Annotated in this window: 15 protein-coding genes, 2 pseudogenes and 1 riboswitch; of the genes and pseudogenes, 13 read left to right on the top strand and 4 right to left on the bottom strand. The window is 72.6% G+C overall.

What is annotated here, in order from left to right:
- Positions 1-7: 7 nt before the first annotated feature.
- The 11 genes and pseudogenes from ACFUJR_RS05760 to ACFUJR_RS05710 all read left to right on the top strand — a co-directional run bounded on the left by ACFUJR_RS05760 (position 8) and on the right by ACFUJR_RS05710 (position 13,646).
- Positions 8-1,255: a DUF4255 domain-containing protein gene (locus ACFUJR_RS05760; protein ID WP_383166187.1), complete on the top strand. Its 1,248-nt coding sequence runs from the start codon at positions 8-10 to the stop codon at positions 1,253-1,255.
- Positions 1,252-3,237, top strand: a complete 1,986-nt coding sequence (locus ACFUJR_RS05755) for an ATP-binding protein (protein ID WP_383166185.1) — start codon at positions 1,252-1,254, stop codon at positions 3,235-3,237. Before ACFUJR_RS05760 ends, ACFUJR_RS05755 begins: the two co-directional genes overlap by 4 nt.
- Positions 3,234-6,443, top strand: a complete 3,210-nt coding sequence (locus ACFUJR_RS05750; protein WP_383166182.1) for a DUF4157 domain-containing protein — start codon at positions 3,234-3,236, stop codon at positions 6,441-6,443. Before ACFUJR_RS05755 ends, ACFUJR_RS05750 begins: the two co-directional genes overlap by 4 nt.
- An 808-nt stretch (positions 6,444-7,251) precedes the next feature.
- A pseudogene (locus ACFUJR_RS05745) lies at positions 7,252-7,410 on the top strand (transposase); the annotation flags it as partial.
- Between the two features lie 465 nt (positions 7,411-7,875).
- Positions 7,876-9,075: a flavin-containing monooxygenase gene (locus tag ACFUJR_RS05740; protein WP_383166179.1), complete on the top strand. Its 1,200-nt coding sequence runs from the start codon at positions 7,876-7,878 to the stop codon at positions 9,073-9,075.
- Between the two features lie 327 nt (positions 9,076-9,402).
- Entirely contained in the window at positions 9,403-10,617 is a 1,215-nt protein-coding gene (locus ACFUJR_RS05735; protein ID WP_383166176.1) for a glycosyltransferase family 4 protein, read from the top strand.
- Positions 10,614-11,363, top strand: coding sequence for a hypothetical protein (locus tag ACFUJR_RS05730; protein WP_383166173.1), 750 nt, complete (start codon positions 10,614-10,616; stop codon positions 11,361-11,363). The genes ACFUJR_RS05735 and ACFUJR_RS05730 overlap by 4 nt, the downstream gene beginning before the upstream one ends.
- Positions 11,360-12,241 carry an FkbM family methyltransferase gene (locus tag ACFUJR_RS05725; RefSeq protein WP_383166170.1) on the top strand — a complete coding sequence of 294 codons (882 nt, stop codon included), beginning with the start codon at positions 11,360-11,362 and terminating at the stop codon, positions 12,239-12,241. Before ACFUJR_RS05730 ends, ACFUJR_RS05725 begins: the two co-directional genes overlap by 4 nt.
- Before the next feature lie 9 nt (positions 12,242-12,250).
- The gene (locus ACFUJR_RS05720; RefSeq protein ID WP_383166167.1) at positions 12,251-13,090 is read left to right on the top strand and encodes an SDR family oxidoreductase; all 840 of its coding nucleotides are present in this window, start codon (positions 12,251-12,253) and stop codon (positions 13,088-13,090) included.
- Complete coding sequence (locus ACFUJR_RS05715; protein WP_383166164.1) at positions 13,087-13,269, top strand: hypothetical protein; 183 nt, start codon at positions 13,087-13,089, stop codon at positions 13,267-13,269. Before ACFUJR_RS05720 ends, ACFUJR_RS05715 begins: the two co-directional genes overlap by 4 nt.
- Positions 13,266-13,646: a hotdog fold domain-containing protein gene (locus ACFUJR_RS05710; protein WP_383166162.1), complete on the top strand. Its 381-nt coding sequence runs from the start codon at positions 13,266-13,268 to the stop codon at positions 13,644-13,646. Before ACFUJR_RS05715 ends, ACFUJR_RS05710 begins: the two co-directional genes overlap by 4 nt.
- A gap of 300 nt (positions 13,647-13,946) precedes the next feature.
- Here ACFUJR_RS05710 and ACFUJR_RS05705 read toward each other — a convergent pair whose 3' ends face one another.
- Positions 13,947-15,470, bottom strand: coding sequence for an aldehyde dehydrogenase family protein (locus tag ACFUJR_RS05705; RefSeq protein ID WP_383166158.1), 1,524 nt, complete (start codon positions 15,468-15,470; stop codon positions 13,947-13,949).
- 45 nt (positions 15,471-15,515) lie between these two features.
- On the bottom strand, positions 15,516-16,796 hold the full coding sequence (locus ACFUJR_RS05700; RefSeq protein ID WP_383166155.1) for a GAF domain-containing protein: 1,281 nt from the start codon (positions 16,794-16,796) through the stop codon (positions 15,516-15,518).
- 150 nt (positions 16,797-16,946) lie between these two features.
- A riboswitch (ZMP/ZTP riboswitch) is annotated at positions 16,947-17,054 on the top strand.
- A gap of 29 nt (positions 17,055-17,083) precedes the next feature.
- Here ACFUJR_RS05700 and ACFUJR_RS05695 point away from each other — a divergent pair.
- Positions 17,084-17,938, top strand: coding sequence for a bifunctional 5,10-methylenetetrahydrofolate dehydrogenase/5,10-methenyltetrahydrofolate cyclohydrolase (locus tag ACFUJR_RS05695; protein WP_383166152.1), 855 nt, complete (start codon positions 17,084-17,086; stop codon positions 17,936-17,938).
- A gap of 121 nt (positions 17,939-18,059) precedes the next feature.
- The gene (locus ACFUJR_RS05690; RefSeq protein ID WP_383166149.1) at positions 18,060-18,641 is read left to right on the top strand and encodes a hypothetical protein; all 582 of its coding nucleotides are present in this window, start codon (positions 18,060-18,062) and stop codon (positions 18,639-18,641) included.
- A 45-nt stretch (positions 18,642-18,686) separates the two neighbouring features.
- Here the strand turns inward: ACFUJR_RS05690 and ACFUJR_RS05685 are convergent.
- Together ACFUJR_RS05685 and ACFUJR_RS05680 are read right to left on the bottom strand one after the other, a co-directional pair.
- Positions 18,687-20,002: pseudogene (locus ACFUJR_RS05685) on the bottom strand (SWF or SNF family helicase).
- Positions 19,999-23,136 (bottom strand): DEAD/DEAH box helicase, encoded by a 3,138-nt coding sequence (locus ACFUJR_RS05680; RefSeq protein ID WP_383450236.1) that lies wholly within the window; start codon positions 23,134-23,136, stop codon positions 19,999-20,001. The pseudogene ACFUJR_RS05685 and the gene ACFUJR_RS05680 overlap by 4 nt, the downstream one beginning before the upstream one ends.
- Between the last annotated feature and the right edge of the window lie 165 nt (positions 23,137-23,301).

Below are 23,301 nucleotides of genomic sequence, written 5' to 3'. Positions count from 1 at the left end.
GGACCCGATGAGCAACGCCCTGGCCGTGCCGGCCGTCACCGCCGCCCTCACCACCCTCGTACAGAACGCTGTGAACGGGCTCGGCATCAACCCGGGACCGGTCGTCGCCCCCGGTCCCCTCGACAACACGGGGGATCAGGCCCGCGTCGGCGTGCACCTGTACCGGGTCTCGCGCAACGCGACGCTGTCCCTCGCCGACTTGCCCACCCGCTCCTCCGCCGGGCACCTGCGGCAGAAACCGAAGGCGGCGCTCGACCTGCACTACCTGTTCACCTTCCGCGGCTCCGACGAATGGCAGACGCAGCAGCTCCTGGCCAGGACCGCCGCCGCCCTGCACACCGTCCCCTACGTCACCGACACCCTGCTCGCAGAGGCCGAGACGGACCACCCTGAGATCGCCGACAACGACCTGGCGCAGGCCGACGAGCCGGTCCGCGTCACGCCGGAGGCCCTCTCCACCGACGAACTGACGCGTCTGTGGGCCCTGTTCCCGCCCGCGACCTTCACGGTGACGCTCGCCGTCACCGCCGGCCCCGTGCTCGTGGACGGCGACGGTGATCCCGGGGCGGTCCTCCCCGTCCGTACGCTCCTCGCCGGGGTCGCACCCTTCACACCGCCGAGGCTGGACGGCGCCGCGGGACCCGAGGGCAGGGGGGCTCCCGTACGGGCCGACAACCCCATGCCCAATCTCCATCTGCACGGCCACGCCCTCTCCGCCCGTGAGGGCGAGACGAGCGAGGTCCTGGTCGACGGCGCTCCCGTCTCCGGCGTCACGGTGGCCGACGACACCCACCTCGTCCTCACCTCTCCGGCACTCGCACCCGGCCGACGGCGGATCTCCGTCCGCAGAAGCGGGCCGCCGGCACACCCCACCCTGTCCGCGACCCGCCCCGTGCAGGTGAGCGCGCCCGTCGTCGTCCTGGTGGTCCCCACCCTCGGTCCGGTCTCCGCCACCACCAGCACGGGCCACCAGCCGGGGCTGCGCACGGGAACCGTCTCCGCCACCGTCACCCCGCCGGTCGGACACGCCAACCGGGTGCGGCTGCTGCTCGACGCCACCACGCCGGGATCGGCGGTGTCGCTCGCCCTCGTGGCCGAACTGCCCGCCGCGAATCCCCCCACCGCGCAAGTGGAGTTCACGGTGACCGACGCCCCTGCGGGCCCGTACCGCGTCACCGTCGAGGTCGACGGCGCGCGCAGCCTCCCAGGCCTGGACTCCCACGGCCTGTATGTCCTTCCGGTGGTGACCCTGTGACCCTTTCCGACACCGAACCTCGGCTCGACGCGCCCGACCGCGAGCGTGTCTGGGCCCGCGACAACCAGCGGCATCTCGCCCTGGCCGCCGCCGCGGCCGCGGCCCGTCTCGACGCCCGCCCCGACGAGGCGGACGAACCGGCCCGCGCCGCCGAGCTGCTCGCCGCCGAGGTCCGGGAGACGACGGGTCTGCCCACGGCCCTCGAGCGGCTCTGCGGGCTGTTCACCCTCACGTCGTTCGAGCGGGACCTGCTGGTCGCGGTCGCCGCTCCCGAGCTGGGTCTGCCGACGGCGACAGGCCCGGTCACCTTCGCCCGCGCCCTGGCCGAACTCCCGGACCCGCACTGGAGCGCCCTGCTGCCCGATGCCCCGCTGCGGGGCTGGCGACTGCTCGACGTGCCGGCGCAGCTGCCGCCCACCGAGTTCGGTGGCCTCTCGCAACTGCCCCTCGCCGCCGACGAACGCATCCTGCACGCCCTGCTCGGCGCCGACACGATGGACGACCGCCTGGCCGGGCGCGCCCGGCTCGTCGCTCCGGTGTGCCGGCTGGCTCCCGGGCAGGGTGCCGTCGTGGCCTCCCTGGCCGCCCTTGTCCGCCCCGCTCCCGGCATCGAAGGCTGTCTGCTCACCGGCGAGGACCGGCTCACCCGCCGCCAGGCCGTCGTCGACGCCGCCGAGCGGATCGGGCTCACCGTGCTCGCCGTCGACGGCCTCGACCTGCCCGACACCGCGCCCGCCATGGACACTCTGGCGCGCCTGCTCGCCCGCGAGGCAGGGCTCGGGCCGAGGCTGCTGCTCGTCGAGGGAACCGCCGAATCCTTGCCACGCTGCGTACGGCTCCTGACTACCGGAGCACCGCTCGGCCTTCCCGCCGTGCTGTCGGCGGACGAGGCACCCCCCGGAAGCGACCTTCCGGTGCTGCGGCTGCCACCCGCTTCGGTGAGCGAACGACGGGAGTTGTTCGCCGCTGCCCTGCGCGAGGCGCGCCTGAGCGACGACCCGGCCGAACTCGCCGAGCGGCATCCGCTCACTCCGGCGGGCATCGCCCTGGCCGTGGAGCGTTCCGGCCGGCTCGCCTCCGCACCCGGAGAAACGGGAGCCACCGGGCCCGAGGCCGTCGGCAGCCCGCCCGTTGATGTCGCCACGGCCTGCCGGGCCGTCGCCGCACGTCCGCTGCACGGCCTCGCGACGGTGCGCCGCCCGGTGGCCGGGCTGGACGACCTCGTCCTGCCCGATCAGGCGAACCGTTCGCTGCGTGCCCTGCTCGCGCACGTACGACGGCGAAGGCGGGTGCACGGCGAGTGGGGGTACGCCGAGCGAGGCCGAGGTCTCGCGGTGACCGCGCTGTTCGCCGGACCCAGCGGCACCGGCAAGACCACCGCCGCCGAGGCGGTCGCCCACGAGCTGGGCTTCGACGTGATCGCCGCGGACCTCAGCCAGGTGGTGAGCAAGTACATCGGCGAGACCGAGAAGCACCTCGCTCGGCTGTTCGACGCCGCCGAGACCGGGTCGGTGCTGCTGTTCGACGAGGGCGACGCCCTCTTTGCCAAGCGCACCCAGGTACGGGACAGCCGGGACCGCTACGCCAACCTGGAGGTGTCGTACCTGCTGCAACGCCTGGAGACCTTCCGCGGCATCTCGATCCTCACCACGAACGCCCGCGAGGCGATCGACCCCGCCTTCGTCCGCCGGATGCGGTTCGTCGTGACCTTTCCCTTCCCCGACGCCGAGCAGCGCGCCCGGCTGTGGGCCGGGGCGTTCCCGCCGGGCGTACCCAGCGAGGGGCTCGACCCCCGTCGGCTGGCCCAACTGGCCGTCAGCGGCGGCACCATCGCCCAGCTGGCGCTGCACGCCGCGTTCCTCGCCGCCGACGAGGGCGTACCCGTGGGCATGCGCCACGTCCTCGACGCCGCCAGGATCGAGTGCGACAAGCTCGAACGTCCCTTGGCCGCCAACGAGATCCGGGGCTGGGTCCCGTCATGACCGACGCCGCCCACAGCACCGCGGCCTCGGGCCTCCAGGGACATGGCACGCCCCTGGAACCGGGCGTGCGCGATCAGCTGTCCACGAGCTACGGACACGACTTCTCCCCGGTGCGCGTCCACGCCGGTCCCGAGGCGGACCGGGCGACCGGAGAACTCGGGGCCCTCGCCTACACCGTGGGCAACGACATCGTCTTCTCGCACGGCGCGTACGATCCGATGTCGCGCCGGGGCCGGGCCCTCATCGCGCACGAGCTCGCTCATGTCGCCCAGCACGGAGGCCACCCCTCGGCGCCCGGCTTCCTGCGGACACACCCCTCCGTCGCCCCGCCCGTCGCCGACGCCCGCCTGGAACAGCAGGCGCACACGGCGTCCGCGTTCCACGCGCGCGGCGAGCCGCTGCCCACCGGGTGGCGGTGGGAGCGGCCCGCCGGTCCCTTCCTGGGCCGCGCCGACATGAGCTGGACCAAGCTGGAGCCCAAGGACGAGTACAGCGTCACCTACGCGGACGAGCCACGCATGGTCAACGAGGAGCAGCGCTCTCCCGGCGACCCGGCCGACATGGTCCGGGTCAACCTGGGCGCCTTCGTCGTCCCGGAGAACAAGGGCCCCTGGCGGGAGACGTACGACGCCATTGCCAAGGCCCACGGGCTGCAGGCGGTGGTCGACATGTCCGGGAGCCGCCCGAGGTCAGGCCTCTGGCAGAAGCGGGCACCCTCCAAGGAACTGCGCAGGCTATGGCTGCTGCGGATGCAGTGGCCCCAGGAGCAGGCTGCCGCCTGGTGGAAGGACGCCGGGGGTGACGCCGCGAAGGGCACGGAGTTCGATCCGTACGTCAACTCCGTGCAGTCCCAGATCGACCACGTCGTCGAGCTCCAGCTCGGGGGCACCAACGTCCCCGAGAACCTGGCCCCGCACGACGGGCCCGACAACATGGACAGCGGCCGCACCATCGCCCGGCACGTCCAGCAGGCCGCCGCCTCCGTATCGGACGCGCTGGCGGCCAAGGGGCGCAAACGGCCGCGCCAGGTGATCCTGTGGTTCGGCAGCGCCACGCAGTCCGGGGAGTACGGCAAGGAGTGGAGGGCTCTGGACCCGCCCTTCGCCTCCCGCCAGGCCAAGTCCGCGCTGCAGGTCCACTTCACCGCGGAGGCGGACCTGCGGGCGGGGCGGCGGCCCGCGGCGGACGACCTGAAGACGGCCGCCGACGCCTGGGCCGCGTACAAGCCCTACCCCTTGGTCAGCGGCCCGAGCCGACAGACCCTGCGGGTGCCGGACAAGCCGGCGGGCGACGGCCACGACGAGATCGAGACCAGTCCCGTACCGGAGAACCGTGCCGCACGGGAGCTGATCGCGGGTGTCGCACTGGAGAGGCTGAGCCGCCCCTCGTCGGGAAAGGGCGCGCACACGATCACCGGCTGGCTCGGTTCCGGCACCGCCGACGGCGACGCCAAGGACATCGCGGTCCGCAGGGGCACCCGGCTGCCGATCAGCATCCCGAAGGCCGAGGACAGAAAGCTGGCCTTCGCGGTCAAGGACCCATTCGCGACGGGGACCCTGTCACTGAGCGGCGGAAAACAGGAGATCCGTTTCCTGTACCCCTATCTGTCCACCGGCAGGCTCACGCTCTCCACGACCGAGGACGGGCTCGTCGGACACGGCACCCTCACCCCCAGCGTTCCGTTGCTCTCCCGGGTTCCGATCACCGTGGACTGGGACCGCAGCGGCTTCCGCGGCTCGGCGCAGGCGCCCGCGGACAAGCTGTCGCTGCCGCCGTTCAAGGTCACCGAGGCCGCCCTCGCGCTGAGCATCGCCCCGCAGCTCCAGGTGGGCGGCCACGTTGCCTTCGTCCTCGGTTCGCTGGTCACCGGACGGATGGAAGCGGGGGTGGACGCGCAGGGGCTGTTCGCCAAGGGCCGGCTCGTCGGGCGCGTCCCCGGTCTCGACGAGGCGACCGGCGACGTCGAGTACCGCCCCTTGACCGGACTCACCGGGCTTTTCGTCGCGCGCGCCTCGAAGCCCTCCGGGCTCGTGCGCGGCGGTGAGGTGCGGCTCGACGTCGGCGGCGGCGCGTGGCGGGTCGGCGGCCAGATCGACGTGATGCTGCCCGGCGAGAGCCCCGCCCAGTTGACCGTGCGCAGGTCGGGGGAGCGGATCGTCTACGGCGGCAAGGCCCTCCTGAAGGTCCCGGGCCTGCGACCGGTGGATGTCGCGGTGACCTACGACGGCGAGCGCGTGACGGGAACCGCCCGCACGACCTTCGCCCTGCTGGGCGCCGAGGGCGAGATCGCCCTGCGTTACCGGGACGGACTCTTCGGCGGGGACGGGTCCATCGAGCTCAGGCGCGGCCGGTTCGCCGGGCGGCTCGACGCGCACCTCGACGAGGACGGCCGGATCAGCGGCCGCGGCACCGGCAGTCTGACGATCCGTCCTGGTCTGGTCGGCACCGTCGGCGTCGAGTACGGCCGGGACAGGAAGCTCCGCGTCTCCGGCGAGCTGCGCTTTCCCCCGTATCGCTTCCTCGAACCCCGCGGCGCCCGCCACGAGTTGTTCCGCCACAGCCTGCCCGACATCCCGATCTTCGCGATCCCCCTCGGCATCGGAGCGGTCGGCCTGGTCGCCCGCATCGGCGGCGGCCTTGCCGTGTTCTACCGCTTCGGCCCCGGCGAAATCCGGGACATGGTCATCCGTGGCGCGTTCAACCCTCTCGAAGAGGACATGAACGCCGAACTCGCGGCGGAGGCACGCCTCGTGCTGCCCGCGGAAGCGGGCCTGGAGATGTTCGTGCGCGCCGGCCTCGGTGCGTCCGTGGCCATTGCCAGCGCCACCGGCGGTATCACCCTCACCGGTGGCGTCCTGTTGCGCGGAGGCCTCGACGCCAGTGCCCGGCTCGCCTATGCGAAGGGGGTCCTGACCTTCGACACCCTGGCCCGCATCAGCGTGCAGCCCGTCCTGACCCTGCGCATCGAGGCGGACATCCTCATCGAGGCGGCGGTCGGCGGGTTCTGGCGCTTCCCGTACCAGCTCGCGTCCTACTCGTACGCCACGGGCCTGGAGTTCGGCCTGATCGCCCCCTTCCACTACCAGTCCGACCAGCCGCTCCGCCTCCCCGAGGCACGGGACATCCAATGGATCGTCCCCAAGATCGACGTCGGCGCCCTCGCGAACCGTGTGGCGGGCCAGGTCCGGGCCGGCCTCGGGTTCTAGTCGCGTCGTCCGAGGAAGCTGAGCCGCACCTGGCGCTGGTGGCCGGCCCCGACCACCCGTGGGCCGGCGTACGGTTCACCGCCACGTGGGGCAGCCGCGACACCCTCGACCCGATCCTCGTCATCCCCGACCTTGTCGCCGAGATCAGCGCCGACACAGCCGTCGACCGAGGCTTGAGGCATCCGCTGCGCTTCGTACGGCTACGACTGGACGTCGCAGTGGCGGACGTGCCGACCTTCGGCGAAGGAACACAGCCACCCGTCAGTGGACTGCAACGAGATTGCGCTCGTCCTCATCGCCCAGCCCCTGGCCTTGAATTGCTTGACCAGCGAGCTGGAGTACTGGGCGCTCCAAGAAGGCGCCTGACCCGGGCAAACGCCCAGGCCAGGCGCCTTCTTTCGTGCCGTTAGAAGAAGCCGAGTTTCTTCGGGGAGTAGCTCACCAGCAGGTTCTTCGTCTCCTGGTGGCACAGCCGTCGCACACACGCTGACCAGCGAAAACTGCGGTGCCTACGGCTTGTTGGACGCGACTGGTCCGGAAATGGTCCGGATCTTGGTGCCCGCCGCGCCTGCGAGGGTTCAAGCCCGGTGAGGGTGTGCGGGGTGGATGGATTGGCGGAGGTTGGGGGTTGAGGCCGTACGGACATCAGCCGCCGCAGGATTGGCGCCAGATTGTCGGTGTGGTCCGGCGTTCTCCAGCAGACGGGGGGCCGCGATTCTCGGTCGTCCCGAAGGACGACCGCCATTCGGCGCCGGCTGATCTCGCTCGATGGCACTCCGATCGTTGCGATCCTCGACCGTCCCACCTTGTCGCCACCGAGACTTCCCGCGGACTACTCGTCGCGGTGCTCCGGACCGGCAGCCGCCAGGTGTTCGCGATCAACCCGATGGGCGCCGCCCGCTACCGCAGCCGCCACTCCGTCTCCCGCAAGGAGTCCGACCCCGGCGACGCCCTGGTCCTGGCCAACAGTTCGTGGGGGCTGGCCGATCCGGCGTGAGCACCAGCAGCTCGGCCGCGCTTCAGCAGCAGCTACTACGCGACGCCAACGGCGACCGACCCTGCGCGGGACGCAGAGCAGGACCTGTTGGCCCGCGGCCGGCCCCGCTCTGGTGAAGCCAACACGTTCAAAGCGGTCGGCTGATCGGCGAGGACGCAGACGGCCGCATTCCGCGGAGAACGTTGAACCCTGGTAGCCGTCGGGTGGGGTGAGGCCGCGGCGTCGTGATCGTTGGCGGTAGGTGATCACACTGCTCAGGCGCGTCTTGTCCCCCATTGCCTTGCTGTCCCACACTGCTACGTCCCAGACCCAGTGGTCGGGTTTCGCCCGCCGAACGTCCTTGCGAGCACTGTGTGCGCGCGGCGGCCTGCGCGCCGGCCGCCCGGCTGGAGCGTTGTTGTGATCCCGGCGCAGAGTGTACGGACTGTCAGGGACGTGCGAGCTGTGATCGTCGGAGCGGGGTTCTCCGGGATCGGCGCCGCCGTTCGGCTTCGCGAGTCAGGGTTCGACGACGTCCTCGTTCTGGAGAAAGGGACACACATCGGCGGTACCTGGAGGGAGAACACCTACCCGGGTTGCGCCTGCGATGTGCCTTCGACGCTCTACAGCTACTCCTTCACCCCGGATGCCGCCTGGAGCAGGTTCTTCGCCGGACAACAGGAGATCCTCGCCTATCTGCAGGCCACGGCCGAGCGCTACCGGCTCGGCGACGTGCTGCGCTGCGGTGTGCAGGTGCTTGCGGCAAGGTGGGATAGGGCAGCTGGCCGCTGGCTGCTGGAGACCAGCGACGGACCGTACAGCGCGGCGGTACTGGTCCTGGCCACCGGCCCGTGGCACCTCCCGCGCCGCCTGGACGCCCCCGGCATCGAGGACTTCGACGGTCCCGTGTTCCACACCGCCCAGTGGGATCACAGCGTCGACCTGACCGGCCGACGGGTGACCGTGGTGGGCACCGGCGCCTCCGCCGTCCAGATCGTCCCGGCCATCGAAGGCCAGGCCGCGACCGTGAACCTCTTCCAGCGCACCGCCCAGTGGGTGCTGCCCAAGCCCGATCTGCCACTCCCCACGGTGCTCAACCGGCTCATGGACCGCTTACCCGGAGCGCGCGGCGCCCTGCGCGCCGGCCAGTACGCCCTGCAGGAGGGCGTCGGCTACGCGTTCCGCCATCCGCAGGCCGTTCACCTCCTCGAGGCGGGCGCCCGCGTGCACCTGCGCCCTGCGGTCCGCGATCGGCAGCTGCGCCGGCACCTGACACCGGATTGCCGGTTGGGCTGCAAGCGCCTCCTGACGTCCAGCTCCTTCTACCGGGCCCTGTCCCAGCCGCACGTGCGCCTGCATCCCACCGCCGTGAGCGCCGTACGCGGCAACGAGGTCGTCGGCGCCGACGGCACCACTGTCCCCACCGACGTGCTCATCGAGGCCACCGGCTTCGGCGGGCCAGTCGGCCCACTGCCACAGACGCTGCCAGTAGGACCGATGGACAGTGCAGGCATAGCCGAGCCCGAACAGCAGCTCACCGGCTCCACCATCGGCGCAGGACTGGAGGTGCCCCATCCAGAACAACCTCTCGTCCAGCAGCTCGGGGCGCAGGCCGAAGGGTCCGTCGTGGTAGTCGGCTATCCGTACAGGATGTAGATCCCCGTCGTTGGTCACGCGGGCGATCATGCCGCGTCGCCGTCCGGCCGGCGGAACCGGCTCACTGCCACGCGATCTTTGCGGGACAAGCCTCAGTCGGCCAGTCAAGGGCGGTCGGTGAGCCGGCCGACCATGCCCTCGGGAGCTCCTGCGGCCGACTGGCCCACCCCGTCGGCGCGTCGGCGAAGTGTTCCCGGCATCAGTCCTGGGTGTTTGCCACACTGATCCACGGTCGAAGCCGGGTCCCCGCGCCCGGGACGGCGCCGGAGCACGGCGCGCGGGGCAACGGACGTCATCTGCAACCCGAGAGGCCGTCACTTGCGCATCATGATGGTGGCTCACGCCTTCCCGCCCACCTGGGGCGGGGTCGAGACGCATCTGGCCGACCTGGTGCGGGCACTCCGCAGACGGGGCCACGAGATCATCTGCCTGGTGGGCGGGGACGAGTCTGACGAGGTGTGGGAGGGAGTGCCGGTGCACCGGCACCCGCTCCTGCGGCCCGCGGAACTCCTCCGGGTCCACCGCGCCGGCTCCGAGGGCCGCGCCGCGCACCTCAGATCGATCGAGAGGATCGTCCGGCCCCTCCTCGACGCCGACCGGCCCCACGCCGTGCACCTGCACAACGCACACCACTACGGGCCGCAGCTCGCACACGGCGTCCTGGCCGCCGTGGACGCCGCCGGCGGCCGCGCCGGACACCCAGGCCCCGTCGTACTCAACAGCGTCCACGACCACACCGGTGAGCACGTGCTCCACGACGTGATGGACCTGCCGTGGCACCTGCTGCTGTACGTCAGCGACTTTCTGCGCGCCTCCCTTCCGAGCAGGGCCCCGTCCGTGACGCTGCCGTTGGGCATCGACCTGTCGCGGTTCGCGCCGGAGGGCCCCCGGCACGAGGCGTTCGTCGGGCTCGAACGGCCGGTGATCTTCCATCCCGCCCGCCCGCTCCCGTGGAAGGGCGTGGACACCGGCCTGGAGGCCTTCGTCGAGGTGCGCAGGCGACTGGGCCGCGGCACCCTCGTCCTCTGCGCGGGTGACAACATCATCGGCGAGTCGGCGGTCGTCTCCGAACTCCGACAGCGCCTGATGGCATACGCGACCGACGCCGGCGTCGCCGAGAACGTCGTCTTCCAGGACTTCCCGCCCCTCACCATGGGCGACGCCTACCGCGGTTGCGACCTGGTCTGGTACCCCACGACGGGGGAGGAGCCGTACGGACTGGTCCCGCTGGAGGCCATGGCCTCCGAGCGGCCCGTGATCGTCGCCGCGTCCGGCGGCCTGGTGGAGACCGTGGCCGACGAGGTCAACGGACTGGTCGTGCCGCGCGGTGACAGTGCCGCCCTCGCGCGGGCCGCGCTGCGGTTGCTCGACGACGACGAGGCGCTGCACCGCCGGGTTGTCGCCGGAGGCCGGGAATGGGTGCGGCGCTACGGCATCGACACGTACACGTGCCGGCTCGAGGAGATGTACGCGGCGGCCCGCGCGGGCGGCCCGTCGGGCGCCGTGGCGGACCCGGACGGCTTCGCGGGGGAAGCGGGATGAGCGGTGCTCCGCCCACCCCCGAGGAGATCGACATCACCGAGTTCCAGAACCTCCGAGCGGAGATCAACAACCGCACCAACCTGGCCTACGCCCTCATCACGCTCCAGCTCGCGGCACTCGGCACCGGTCTCTCCGTGATGACCCGGCTCCCGGACGTCCTGCTCGGCCTCGCCGCCGCCTCCAGCTTCCTGTGGCTGTTCTGGGTGGACCACGCCGGGCAGGTGTACAAGATCGCCGGCTACATCGCCCTGGAACTCAGCCCGCAGCTCACCGCGTGCGTCAGCCGTCCCGTCCTGCGCTGGGAGCACTTCCTGCGCAGGATCGACACCGGCGGCGGAACCACGGCTCGGGCGCTGTACGGCGCGTCCGCGCCGCAGGGGCGGGTGTACGTCCAGAGCAGCACGGCCGCCGACGTGTACTCCATGCTGCTGTTCGGCTGTACGCCAGTGCTGTTGATCTGCGGCTACGTAGTGGTCATGCTGGTCGACAGGGAGCGGCCGGCTGTCCTCATCGTGGGGCCGGCCGTCGCCGCGACCGGACTGTGGGTGTACACCGTCACCCGCTTCCGCGGCTTCCGGAGGATGGTCAGCACCATCGGGACGGCTATCCGGGCCTCCGACCCGAACGCCGGTGCGGTCACCGGCGTCGCGACCGGGACCGGCAGCCCGCCTGGACCCGGCACCGGACCTGCCGCGGGGCCTGGCACCGGCCCCGCCGCGGGACCCGGCGCAGGGGGCGCCTCATGAGCCCGCCGACGGCCCGCTCCCTCCCGGCCGTGCGGCCCAGCGGCCTGCCCTCCTGGGCGGACCGCGCCCTGCGCGACTGGGTCCGCCGACGCCCTGATGCCCCCCTTGTACGAGTCGCCCGCAACGCGGTGTACGGCGCCCTGTCCGTACTCCACACCGAGGACCACTTCCCACCCACCAACGGCGAGGAGCGCGTCCTGCGATGCCTGGGCCAGGCCGGCCCCACAGCACGTCAGGGCTCCGGCGGGCCCGTGCTGTTCGACGTCGGCGCCAACCGCGGAACCTGGGCCGCCACCGCGCTCCGCGCCTGCCCCGGCGCCACCGTCCACTGCTTCGAGGTGGTCCTGCCCGTACGGCAGCGACTGCGGCGCCGCACGGCCGGCCTGCCGGGCGTCGTCGTCGCCGACACGGGGCTGGCGGACCGCTCCGGGACGCGACGCGTGAAGTTCTACCCGGCGCGCGACGAGCTCAGCTCCCTGTACGACTACCCGCATGACGCGGGTTTCGAGTGGCGCGAGGAGCCCGTGCTCCGCGGCGACGACTACCTGGCCTCATGCGGCATCGAGACCGTGGACCTGCTCAAGATCGACACCGAAGGAGGGGAACTGGACGTTCTGACCGGCTTCCACGACGCCCTGCGCGCCGGCCGGGTGACGGCCGTCCAGTTCGAGTACGGCTACGCCGCGATCCTCTCGGGCTCGCTCCTGTACCGGCTGTACGGCCTGCTGGACCCCCTGGGCTACCACGTGGGACGGATCCTGCCGCAGCGCGTCGACTTCCGCCCCTACACGCTCTTCGACGAGCGGTTCTTCGGTCCGAACTTCGTCGCAGTGCACCGCTCCCGGCCGGACCTGACGGCCCTGCTCGGCGGGGAGTGAGGAGGCCCTGTGTCCTCGACACCGACCGATGGGCGCACCCCCGCCGCCGCGCCCCGCCCCGTCGCGCTCGTGACCGGTGCGGGTCGGCGGCGGAGCCTCGGCGCCGCGATCGCCACCCGCCTGGCGGAGACGGGCTGGGACATCGCTTTCACCTACTGGACCCCGTACGATGAGAGGATGCCCTGGGGGCCGGACCGCGGTGCCCCGGAGGAACTCTCCGCCCGGCTTGCTGAGGTCGGCGCCCGGGCCGTAGCCCTCGAGGCTGACCTCACGGACCCCGACGCCGCCGCCACCGTGCTCGACGGCGTCGGTGCCGCGCTCGGCCGGCCGGTGACCGCCCTGGTCATGGCCCACGCCGAGTCGGTCGCCTCCGGTCTTCTGGACACCAGTCTCGAGAGCTTCGACCGGCACTTCGCCGTCAACGTTCGGGCCAGCTGGCTCCTCATCCGGGCCTACGCCGAGCGCTTCCCCGGACCGTACGGCAGTGGCCGCGTCATCGCCCTCACCAGCGACCACACCGTCGGGAACCTGCCGTACGGAGCGAGCAAGGGCGCCCTGGACCGGATCACCCTGGCCGCCGCCCGCGAACTGGCCGCACTCGGCGTCACGGCCAACGCCGTCAACCCTGGCCCGGTCGACACCGGCTGGATGACCGACCACGCCCGGCAGACGCTCACGCGGGCCACCCCACTGGGCCGACTGGGCACACCGCGCGAATGCGCCCACCTCGTGGCCTTCCTCTGTTCTCCCGAGGGCGGCTGGATCAACGGTCAGCTGCTGTACAGCAATGGCGGCCTGCAGTACGTCCCCGGCACTGACGACACCGGGACTGTAGATCGCTCGGTGTGACTCCCGTCCAAGGATCGAACGTTGCCGGCAAGCCGACGACCTTCCTCGGTTACGTGGGCGGAGTCGGCAAGTACCGCCGGATGTGTACCGAACTCGCCAAGCGCGGCTACCCGGGCATCGAGCTGGACGGCGAGACCGTAGCCCGCCGCCTCGGCCGTATCCACAAGGAGATCGCGTGAAGGTCGTACACCAGCGCTACGTCGCCCACTCCGAGGCGCACTACGCGGGGAACCTGGTCGACGGGGCCTTCGGACTGAAGCTCTTCGGAGACGCAGGAACGCACCTGGCGATCACCCTCGACGGCCACGAGAGCCTGTTCGCCGGATATGCGTCGGTCGAGTTCCTCGCCCCGGTCCGTGGCGGCGACGTCGTCGAAGTAGAGGCGCGCCAGACGTCGAAGGGAAGGCGTAGCCGGACCGTCGATTTCGAGCTGCGGATCATCTGCCGATCGGTCGACGAGAGCGGCCGGGCCGAGGTGCTCACCGAACCCATCGTGGCCACCCGAGCGCGAGGCACTGCGGTCGTTCCGGCCGAAGCGGCAACGACGGCAAGGTGACCGCGGGGGCGCGAGGTGCCGGTCGGCGGTGAGCAGCCCGAGCCGCGTACCCCACACGAGCGACCGGCCCGCTGTCGGCGGCGGGCCGGTCCTGGATCTCGCGGTCGCGTACGACGGCCAAGCGCCGGCATCAGAACGAGCGCGCCGCTGGCACGGCAGCCCCGGCTCCCCTCACCGGTTGCCCGCAGAGCGTCGGCGGTCACGGAGAAGGAGCTGCCGGGGCCGTCGGCGGGTGGGAAGGACCTCGTGGCTTGCGCGCTCGCCCGCCCAGCACCTCACGGAGCGGCTCGCCGAAGTCGCTCAGAAGAACCCGAGCTTTTTGGGGCTGTAACTCTGGAAGATGTTCTTCGTCTGCTGATAGTGGTCCAGCATCATCTTGTGGGTCTCGCGTCCGATGCCCGACTGCTTGTAGCCCCCGAATGCCGCGTGGGCCGGGTAGGCGTGGTAGCAGTTCGTCCAGACGCGGCCGGCCTGGATCGCGCGGCCCGCGCGGTAGGCCGTGTTGCCGTCCCGGGTCCAGACGCCCGCGCCGAGGCCGTAGAGCGTGTCGTTCGCCGTGCGGATCGCGTCGTCGAAATCCGTGAACGAGGTGACCGCGACGACCGGGCCGAAGATCTCCTCCTGGAAGATCCGCATACGGTTGTCGCCCTCGAAGATCGTCGGCTGGACGTAGTAGCCGCCCGCCAGCTCGCCGTCGTACTCGATGCGCTGACCTCCCGTCAGGATCTTCGCGCCCTCCTGCTGGCCGATGTCCAGGTACGAGAGGATCTTCTGGAGCTGGTCGTTCGAGGCCTGGGCGCCGATCATGGTGTCCGTGTCCAGCGGGTGGCCCGGGACGATCCGTTCCGTGCGGGCGACCGCCGCCTCCAGGAACTCGTTGTAGTGGCCGCGCTGGATCAGGGCGCGCGACGGGCACGTGCAGACTTCGCCCTGGTTGAGGGCGAACATCGTGAAGCCCTCCAGCGCCTTGTCGCGGAAGTCGTCGTCCGCCGCCCACACGTCGTCGAAGAAGATGTTCGGCGACTTGCCGCCCAGCTCCAGCGTGACCGGCCTGATGTTCTCGGAGGCGTACTGCATGATCAGCCGGCCCGTCGTCGTCTCACCCGTGAAGGCGATCTTGGCGACACGCGGCGACGACGCCAGCGGCTTGCCCGCCTCGACACCGAAGCCGTTGACGATGTTCACCACACCCGGCGGCAGCAGGTCGGCCACCAGGCTCATCCAGAAGTGCACGGACGCCGGGGTCTGTTCGGCCGGTTTCAGGACGACCGCGTTGCCTGCCGCAAGCGCCGGGGCGAGCTTCCAGACCGCCATCAGGATCGGGAAGTTCCACGGGATGATCTGCGCGACGACTCCCAGCGGCTCGTGGAAGTGGTACGCGACGGTGTCGTCGTCGATCTCGCTGAGCGTGCCCTCCTGGCCACGCAGCGCCCCCGCGAAGTAGCGGAAGTGGTCGATCGCGAGCGGAATGTCGGCGGCCAGCGTCTCGCGGACCGGCTTGCCGTTCTCCCAGCTCTCCGCGACCGCCAGCTCCTCCAGGTGCGCCTCCATCCGGTCGGCGATCCGCAGGAGGACCCCGGCCCGCTCCCCGGGCGCCGTGCGGCCCCAGGCCGGGGCCGCCGCGTGCGCCGCGTCCAGGGCGTTCTCCACGTCCTCCGCCGTGCCGCGGGCGATCTCGGTGAAGGGACGGCCGTCGACCGGGCTCGAGTTCTCGAAGTACCCGCCCCGGGCCGGGGCCACGTACTCACCGCCGATCCAGTGGTCGTAGCGGGCCTGGTACGACATGATCGCGCCCTCGGTACCGGGTGCGGCGTAACGGGTCATGGAAATGGCCTCCCTCGGACCGCGCCCGCCGTCCCTGGCCGGCGCTCACCGCCGAGTCTGCGGAGCCGGACGTTGCAACCCTGTTGCGCCCGCCGACAGTTCGGCGTCCAGAGCCCGCAGCCGGGCCACCACCGGCGGTCGCCCCGAAGCCGGAACGACCTCCGACAGCGCCCGCCACATCTCGACGTCGTCCTCGCCCCAGGCGCTGTACGTCCAGTCCGAGAGGAGCGCCGGATCACCCCGGTCCACCAGCGCCGCCCGAAGCCGGTCCGCGAGCCGCTCGCGCAGCCGTACGACCCCGGGGGCGCGCGACGCCGGCAGCAGCGGACCCGCGTAGTCGGTCAGCGCGGCCGACAGCGCACCCGAGCCCAGACGCCGGTCCACCGTGGCGAAGTCCGCGTCCACCGTCGCGGCCAGCCGGTACGGGCGGGACCGCAGCAGCTCCGGCCCGAGCAGCCCGCGAAGCCGGGACAGTTCGGCCCGCAGGGTGACCGGGGTGACCGACTCGTCCTCGTACAGCAGCGTCAGGAGTTCGTCGCCGCTGACCCCCTCCGGGCGATGGACCAGGACGACGAGGATCTCGCTGTGCCGCCTGCTCAGCCGCAGCCGCCGGCCGGCCACGCTCAGCAACGCCTCGTCCCGGCCGAGCGCCGCCAGCCGCGGCCGGTCCCCTGCGGGCGACGGCGAGAGGAGGGCCAACTGGGACTCCGCAGCCCGCGCCACCGCCTGGACGAACGCCAGACTGTGCGGATGCGCCAGCCGGTCCCCGCCGGTGATGTCCACCGCACCGAGCAGCCTCCCGGTCCGCGGATCGTGTACGGGAGCGGCGGCACACGTCCACGCCTGCACCGGCCGCTGGAAGTGCTCCGCGCTGAACACCTGGACCGGCCGGTCCACGGCGATCGCGGTCCCGGGCGCGTTCGTCCCGGCCACCGACTCCGACCAGCGCGCCCCGGCGACGAAGTTCATCGCCCGCGCCCGCCGCAGCGTCCCTGGATGGCCCTCCACCCACAGCATCCGTCCGGCCGCGTCGCAGACCGCCAGCAGATGTTCGCCGTCCGTCGCGTACGTGCCCATCAGCTCGCGGATCACCGGCATCGCCGCGGACAGCGGATGCTCGTCGCGGGCCCCCGCAAGCTCGTCGTCGGCCAGCTCCACACAGGCCGCACCGTCCGGACTGACCCGGGCCCGCACCGAGCGCCGCCACGACTCCGCCACCAGCTGCCGTACCGGTGGAAGACGGACCTGGCCGCCGCTGGTGAACACCTCGTGCGCCCGGCGCAGCGCACCGGCGTCCGGCTCCGGCGCCACCCACGCATCGCTCAACTCGGCCTCCATGTCGAGGTCCCACGGTCGGATCGTCCGTCCGTCATCGTCGTGCGCGCGGAGAGCGTCGACAAGCTCCCCGGCACCACCGCGTCCCCGCCCTGTCCGGACACCGCCCCTGTGGGCTCGCTCAGGCCTCACGTAGAGTAGGGCTCGGGCCGTGACTGGCGCTTGAGGTGGATCACCACCGGGGAGCGGTCCCGCCGGACCCCGCGCACCCGCGCGGATCCGAAGCTGCCGTGCGCCTGGGCGATCTTCCTGTCATCGACGACGCCCAGGAGTGGCCCATGTCCACCAGCACCGCTTCCCTCATGGACGGCACCGCGCTCGCCCGCCGTACGGTCGAGGAGACCGCCGCCCGTGCCGCCGAGATCACCCGCCGCACCGGCGTCACGCCCTGCCTCGCCACGGTGCTCGTCGGCGCGGACCCCGCCTCCGTCACGTACGTGAAGATGAAGCAGAACCGCTGTGCGAAGGCCGGAATCCGCTCCAAGCACGTCGAGCTGCCCGCCGGGACGACGACCGAGGAACTCGTCGCCGCGATCACCGCGCTCTCCCAGGACCCCGAGGTCCACGGCATCCTGCTCCAGCACCCGGTGGGCCCGCACATCGACGAGCGTGCCGCCTTCGAGGCGATCGCGCCGGAGAAGGACGTCGACGGCGTCACCATGGCCTCCTTCGCCGCCATGGGCTTCGGCCTTCCCGGCTTCGTCTCCTGCACGCCCGGGGGCATCATGCGCCTGCTCGACGCGTACGACGTCGAGCTGAGCGGCAAGCGGGCCGTCGTCGTCGGCCGCTCCGCGATCCTGGGCAAGCCCGCCGGCCTGCTGCTGCTCGGCCGCGACGCCACCGTCACCTACTGTCACTCGCGCACCACCGAGCTCTCCTCGATCGTCCGCGAGGCGGACATCCTCGTGGCCGCCGTGGGCAAGCCGCGCTTCATCAGGGGTGAGGACATCAAGCCTGGCGCCGTCGTGATCGACGCGGGCTACAACCCGGGCAACATCGGTGACGTCGACTTCGAGACGGCCGCCGAGCGCGCCTCCCTCATCACCCCCGTACCGGGCGGAGTCGGCCCGATGACGATCGCCGTGCTCCTCGCGCAGACCGTCGAGGGGGCGGAGCGCCAGCTCGGCCTGTAGCACGGCGAGCGAGGGCCAAGGGCGCGTACAGGTAAGGGAACGGTCACAGTCCTGTACGGGCCGTGCTGCAACTCGACCGCGGGCAGGGTGTGGTGGGCCAGGGCGGGTGACCCTGGTCGCCATGTCACCGCGCACCGGCGAGTTGTCGTCGCCCCTCCGGTACCTTCTCGTGCCGCTCCTCCTCCTGCCAGCGGCGATCACGGTGACGAGCCGTCAGGGCGTCGAGAACCGGATCGGGGACACTCCTGGGGCCCGACCGGCCGCTTCGGCTGACGTGAGCGCCGACGCGGCACCCGCCGCGGGCGAACGGCTCGCACCGCAGGGAGGCATGGCCGACGGACCCGCCGCCGTCGCGTACGACCGCCTCAGGCCCGGGGAGTGCTTCGACATCGACCGGGCCGAGCCCGGCACCGTCGTACGGCGCGGCTGCGACCGGCCACACGACGCCCAGCTCGTCACCGTCCTACGGCTCGCGGGTGACCACCGCACCGACGAGGACATAAGGGACGCGGCCGCGACCCTGTGTCGCGAGCCGCTGCACCGCAAGGCGGCCGGGCAACCGCCGGGCACCCGCTGGACCACGTTCGTCCAGTACCCCTACCGCTCCAGCTACCTCCTCGGCTCCGACACCGTGGCCTGCAGCCTCACCGCCTACGCCCGCCCTGGCGCCAAGGCACGCCCGCTCACCGCGCCGTTGTCGTGACCCTGGAAGAGGGCGACGGCGCGCCGACCTCTTGCGCCCCTCCCGTCACTCCTCCCGTGCCGACAGGGCCGCGAGCGCGGCGGCGGGGTCCTGGTCCGCGGGACCTGCGGGGATCCACTGGCCGCGCTCCTTGCGGAACGGCCACCAGCGACCGTCCTCGCCCAGACGCAGCTGCGCCTCCGCACCGACCACCGTCCAGCGTGCCGCCCCGGCCTGTCGCAGGACGGGCCGAGCGTCGTCCTCCCAGGCCTCCGCGAGCACCGCCCTCGCCCGGGCAAGCGCCTCCGCACCGGGCGTCCACTCCTCCTCCAGTACGGCGAGGGCGGCAGCGCCCCCGAACCGCCATGCGCGCGCGGCCACGTCCAGCTCCGCCCGACGCCGACCGGACCCGTCCGCGAGGCGAGCCGTGATCCACGACGGGGGAGACCCGGCGGCCAGCCGCACCGCGTCCTGAGCGACCGTCAGAGCCCTCTCCGCCCCCGTGCCCGTGCCGTCCCCGTGCCCATGCCCCCGCTCGCCCGGTCACGCGCCGGAGCGGCGAGCGCCTCGGCCAGAAGCCGGTGCGCCCGGGCTGCGGCGTCCACCGCGAGGACCTCCAGTGCCGACGGATCGATCCCCGGCCCCGGCGCCGTCTCCGTGTCCAGGGACGGCGGCTCGCCGGGCGTCCGGGGGAGCGCGGGCGGCGTCGGCAGCGGAGGCAGGATGTCCCGCGCGGCGAAGGCCTCCTCGGCCGGTACCCCTTCGGGCACCGGCCCCTCGGCGGCGGACTCCTCCGTCCCAGCCCGCGTCGCACTGCGCTCCTGGAGCGCCTCCACGAGCGCCCGCTCGCCGCGCCCCCGCATCAGCAGCAGTACGAACGGGTCCTCGTCGAGCAGCCGGGCCACCTGGTAGCAGAGGGCCGTGGTGTGCGGGCAGTGGTCCCACGCCTCGCAGCCGCACTCGGGGTCCAGATCGCCGATGCCCGGCAGCAGTTCGAGCCCGGCCGCCGCCGCGTCCTCCACCAGGTGCGGCGGCATCTCGTGATCGAGCAGGGCGGCGATGTGCCCCGCGCTCTCCACCGCGAGGTCGAGCAGCCGGTCCCAGTCGTCCTCCGAGAGCTCCTGCAGGAGGACGTCGCTGCGGTACGAGGAGCCGTCACGGTCCTTGACGACCGCCGTGATCCGGCCCGGCCGCACCGACACCGCGCCCACCGCGCCCGCCCTCGCCTGCCGCCGCCCCTTCTTCAGCTGCTCCCCGTCGAGCGCCGTGTCCTCCAGGGCCTTCAGCCAGGCGCGGCCCCACCAGGTGCGCGCGAAGGCCGAGCCCCCGGTCGGCGGCAGCGCCGCGAAGGTCCGCTCGTCGTCGTACGCGTACCCGCTCATCGTCCGTCCTCGTTCCCGTGCCGGTCCTCATCGCCGTCTCGACCGCCGCCGCCCGGGCCGTCTGGGACGGCCCGGCCGTCGCCGTATCCGTCGCTGCCCGGGCCGTCCCGGCCGTCGCCGTATCCGTCTCCGCGGAGCCGGACCAGCTCGGCCAGTTCGGCGTCCGTCAGTTCGGTCAGGGCCGCCTCGCCCGAGCCGAGCACCGCGTCGGCCAGCGCCCGCTTCCGCTGCAGCATGCCGGCGATCCGGTCCTCGATCGTGCCCTCGGCGATCAGCCGGTGGACCTGCACCGGCTGCTGCTGCCCGATCCGGTACGCGCGGTCGGTGGCCTGGGCCTCGACGGCGGGGTTCCACCAGCGGTCGTAGTGCACGACATGCCCCGCGCGGGTCAGGTTGAGCCCGGTGCCGGCCGCCTTCAGCGACAGCAGGAAGACCGGCACCTCTCCGGCCTGGAAGCGCGCGACCATCGCCTCCCGCTCGGCTACGGGAGTGCCCCCGTGCAGGAACTGCGTGCGCACGCCCCGCCCCGCCAGATGCCGTTCGAGCAGTCGCGCCATCTGCACGTACTGGGTGAAGACCAGCACGCTCGCGTCCTCGGCGAGGATCGTGTCGAGGAGTTCGTCGAGCAGCTCCAGTTTTCCGGAACGGCCGTCGACGCGGGGCCGGTCCTCCTTCAGGTACTGGGCCGGGTGGTTGCAGATCTGCTTGAGCCCCGTCAGCAGCTTCACCACCAGACCGCGCCGCTCCATGCCGTCCGCCTCGGCGATCGCGGCGAGCGTCTCGCGTACCACCGCCTCGTAGAGGCCCGCCTGTTCCTTGGTCAGCGAGACGGCCCGGTCGGTCTCGGTCTTCGGCGGCAGCTCGGGAGCGATACCCGGGTCGGACTTGCGGCGGCGGAGCAGGAAGGGGCGGATCAGTGCCGCCAGTCGCTCGGCAGCCGCCGGGTCCTCGCCTCCCTCGACGGCGGCTGCGTAACGGGACCGGAACGTGCCGAGCCTGCCGAGGAGACCAGGTGTCGTCCAGTCGAGGATGGCCCACAGCTCGGAGAGGTTGTTCTCGACCGGCGTGCCGGAGAGGGCGACGCGCGCCTTCGCGCCGATGGTGCGGAGCTGCCTGGCGGTGGCCGAGTACGGGTTCTTGACGTGCTGGGCCTCGTCCGCGACGACCATTCCCCAGGTACGGGCGGCCAGTCGGTCGGTGTCCAGCCGCATCGTCCCGTACGTCGTGAGGACGAACTCTCCGTCGGCCAGGCTCTCCAGGCTGCGCGCCGGGCCGTGGAAGCGGCGCACGGGCGTGCCGGGCGCGAACTTCTCGATCTCCCGCTGCCAGTTGCCCATCAGCGAGGTCGGGCAGACGACGAGGGTGGGTCCCGCGGCCGACGGCTCGCTCTGCCGGTGCAGATGGAGCGCGATGAGGGTGATGGTCTTGCCGAGCCCCATGTCGTCGGCGAGACAGCCGCCGAGGCCCAGTGAGGTCATCCGGTGCAGCCAGTTGAGCCCGCGCAGCTGGTAGTCGCGGAGCGTGGCGGAGAGCGCGGCGGGCTGCGCGACCTCCTGCGGCCCGCCCTCGGGGTCGTCGAGGCGGGCGCGCAACTGCTCCAGCCAGCCGGTCGCCTGGACCTCGACCCGTCGGCCGTCGACCTCCGTCGCCCCGGTGAGCACGGCCCCGAGCGCGTCGACCGGGGTGAGCTTGTGGTCCTTGGCGGCGCGGGCGCGGCGTACCTCCGCCGGGTCGACGAGGACCCACTGGTCCCGCAGCCGGACGAACGGCCGGCCGGTCTCGGCGAGCTGGTCGAGCTCGGCGCGGGTGAGCTCCTGGTCGCCGATGGCGAATCGCCAGTTGAAGGCGAGCAGCGCGTCGGCGGAGAGGAAGGAGGGGAGCGCGGAGGAGCGCGGGCCGGGTGAGCCGGTGGCGTCGGCGTCGTCCGAGGTGCCCGCGTACTTCGCGGCTTCCCGCGGTCCGGCTGCGTCCCGCCCGCTGCCGCCCAGCGGCCCGGCTGAATCCGGCCCGCTGCCCTCATGCGGCCGTGCCGCGTCCCGCCCGCTGCCGCCCAGCGGTCCGGCTGAATCCGGCCCGCTGCCGTCCGGCGGGCCGATGACGGCGCGGGCGGTGAGGCGGTGGGCCAGGTCGCGCGGCCAGTGGATCTGGAGACCCGTCGCGGCCAGCGCCCGGGCCGCCGGGCCGAACAGCTCCGAGACCTCCTCGTCGGCAAGCTCCACGGCGTCCGGCACGGCCGCCGAGAGCAGCGGTGTGAGCGGTGCCCAGGCGCGGGCGGCACGGCGCAGCGCGAGCAGGGCGTCCAGCCGGGCCCGGGGTCCGAACGCCGCGCCCGCCGGGCTCGAACCGGCCCAGACCTCGGCCGCGTCCGCGACGAGCGTCGGGTCGGCGACGCTGTGCATCTGGAGCACGGCCCGGAAGGCCGGTGCCTCCTGCTCGGTCAGCCCGGGCAGCTCCAGACGCAGCGAGAGCCGTACGCCCGCGTCGTGGCCCGCGGCCACGTCCGCCGCCCAGGCCCGCTGCTCGGGCAGCTCCTGAGGCTCGTCGGCCGCGAAGGCGGGTCCACCGGCGGCGAGAGGGGCGGCCGGCGTGCGCGGCAGACCGTCCACCACGGCGTCCACGAAGGCGCGCAGCAGCCTCTCGGGCTCGGGGAGGAACAGCGGTTCGGCCTCGGGCGCGGTTCCGTGGCCCGTCAGCGGTACGGCATGGGCGGCGGGCGGCATCGACGCGGCGAGCATCTGGAGTTCGGCCAGCTCCTCGGGGCCCAGCGGTCCGGCCCGCCAGGCGTCGCGATCGGTGGCCGTGAGTCCGGGCAGCAGCAGCCCCCGCGCCGCGAGGTGCAGTGCGAAGAGGGCTGCGGCGCCCCAGAACGCGGTCGCGGGCGAGGCTCCGTCCGAGAACCGGGCGCGCGTGAGGAGCGGAAGAGCGTCCCGTACGGGGATCAGAGCGGCAGCGACCGACTGCGCGCGTACGTCGTCGGTCACGACGGTCAGCCGGTCCTCCGTCGCGGGCAGTCCGTCGGTGGGCGGGGTCCCGTCGGGGGACCAGAAGGCGATGCGGCCCGCTCGGGGCGGATCGGCGGGCAGGAAGACGGCGGAGCAGCGGGCGAGTTCATCGAGCCTCTGGGACGGCGACAACGCATTCCTCAAATTTGACTACTGGGGGCCGAGCGCCCGAGGGTACAGGAACGCCCGTGCTCCCGGGAGCGCAATCGCCGTGACCTGGCTCACCTCTCGCGCCCTTCGTGACAGGCACGACCCCCGGACGCGCCCTTGGGGTGGAGTCAGCCCCACCCCCGCCCC

It is taken from the genome of Streptomyces sp. NPDC057271, from assembly GCF_042668715.1.
GTDB lineage: Bacteria > Actinomycetota > Actinomycetes > Streptomycetales > Streptomycetaceae > Streptomyces.
This window is presented reverse-complemented; position numbering and strand designations above follow the sequence as displayed.

Coding starts and splice junctions, on each gene's coding strand:
- ACFUJR_RS05760 (WP_383166187.1), top strand. CDS start 8: ATGAGCAACGCCCTGGCCGTGCCGGCCGTCACCGCCGCCCTCACCACC.
- ACFUJR_RS05750 (WP_383166182.1), top strand. CDS start 3,234: ATGACCGACGCCGCCCACAGCACCGCGGCCTCGGGCCTCCAGGGACAT.
- ACFUJR_RS05735 (WP_383166176.1), top strand. CDS start 9,403: ATGATGGTGGCTCACGCCTTCCCGCCCACCTGGGGCGGGGTCGAGACG.
- ACFUJR_RS05730 (WP_383166173.1), top strand. CDS start 10,614: ATGAGCGGTGCTCCGCCCACCCCCGAGGAGATCGACATCACCGAGTTC.
- ACFUJR_RS05725 (WP_383166170.1), top strand. CDS start 11,360: ATGAGCCCGCCGACGGCCCGCTCCCTCCCGGCCGTGCGGCCCAGCGGC.
- ACFUJR_RS05705 (WP_383166158.1), bottom strand. CDS start 15,470: ATGACCCGTTACGCCGCACCCGGTACCGAGGGCGCGATCATGTCGTAC.
- ACFUJR_RS05695 (WP_383166152.1), top strand. CDS start 17,084: ATGTCCACCAGCACCGCTTCCCTCATGGACGGCACCGCGCTCGCCCGC.
- ACFUJR_RS05690 (WP_383166149.1), top strand. CDS start 18,060: ATGTCACCGCGCACCGGCGAGTTGTCGTCGCCCCTCCGGTACCTTCTC.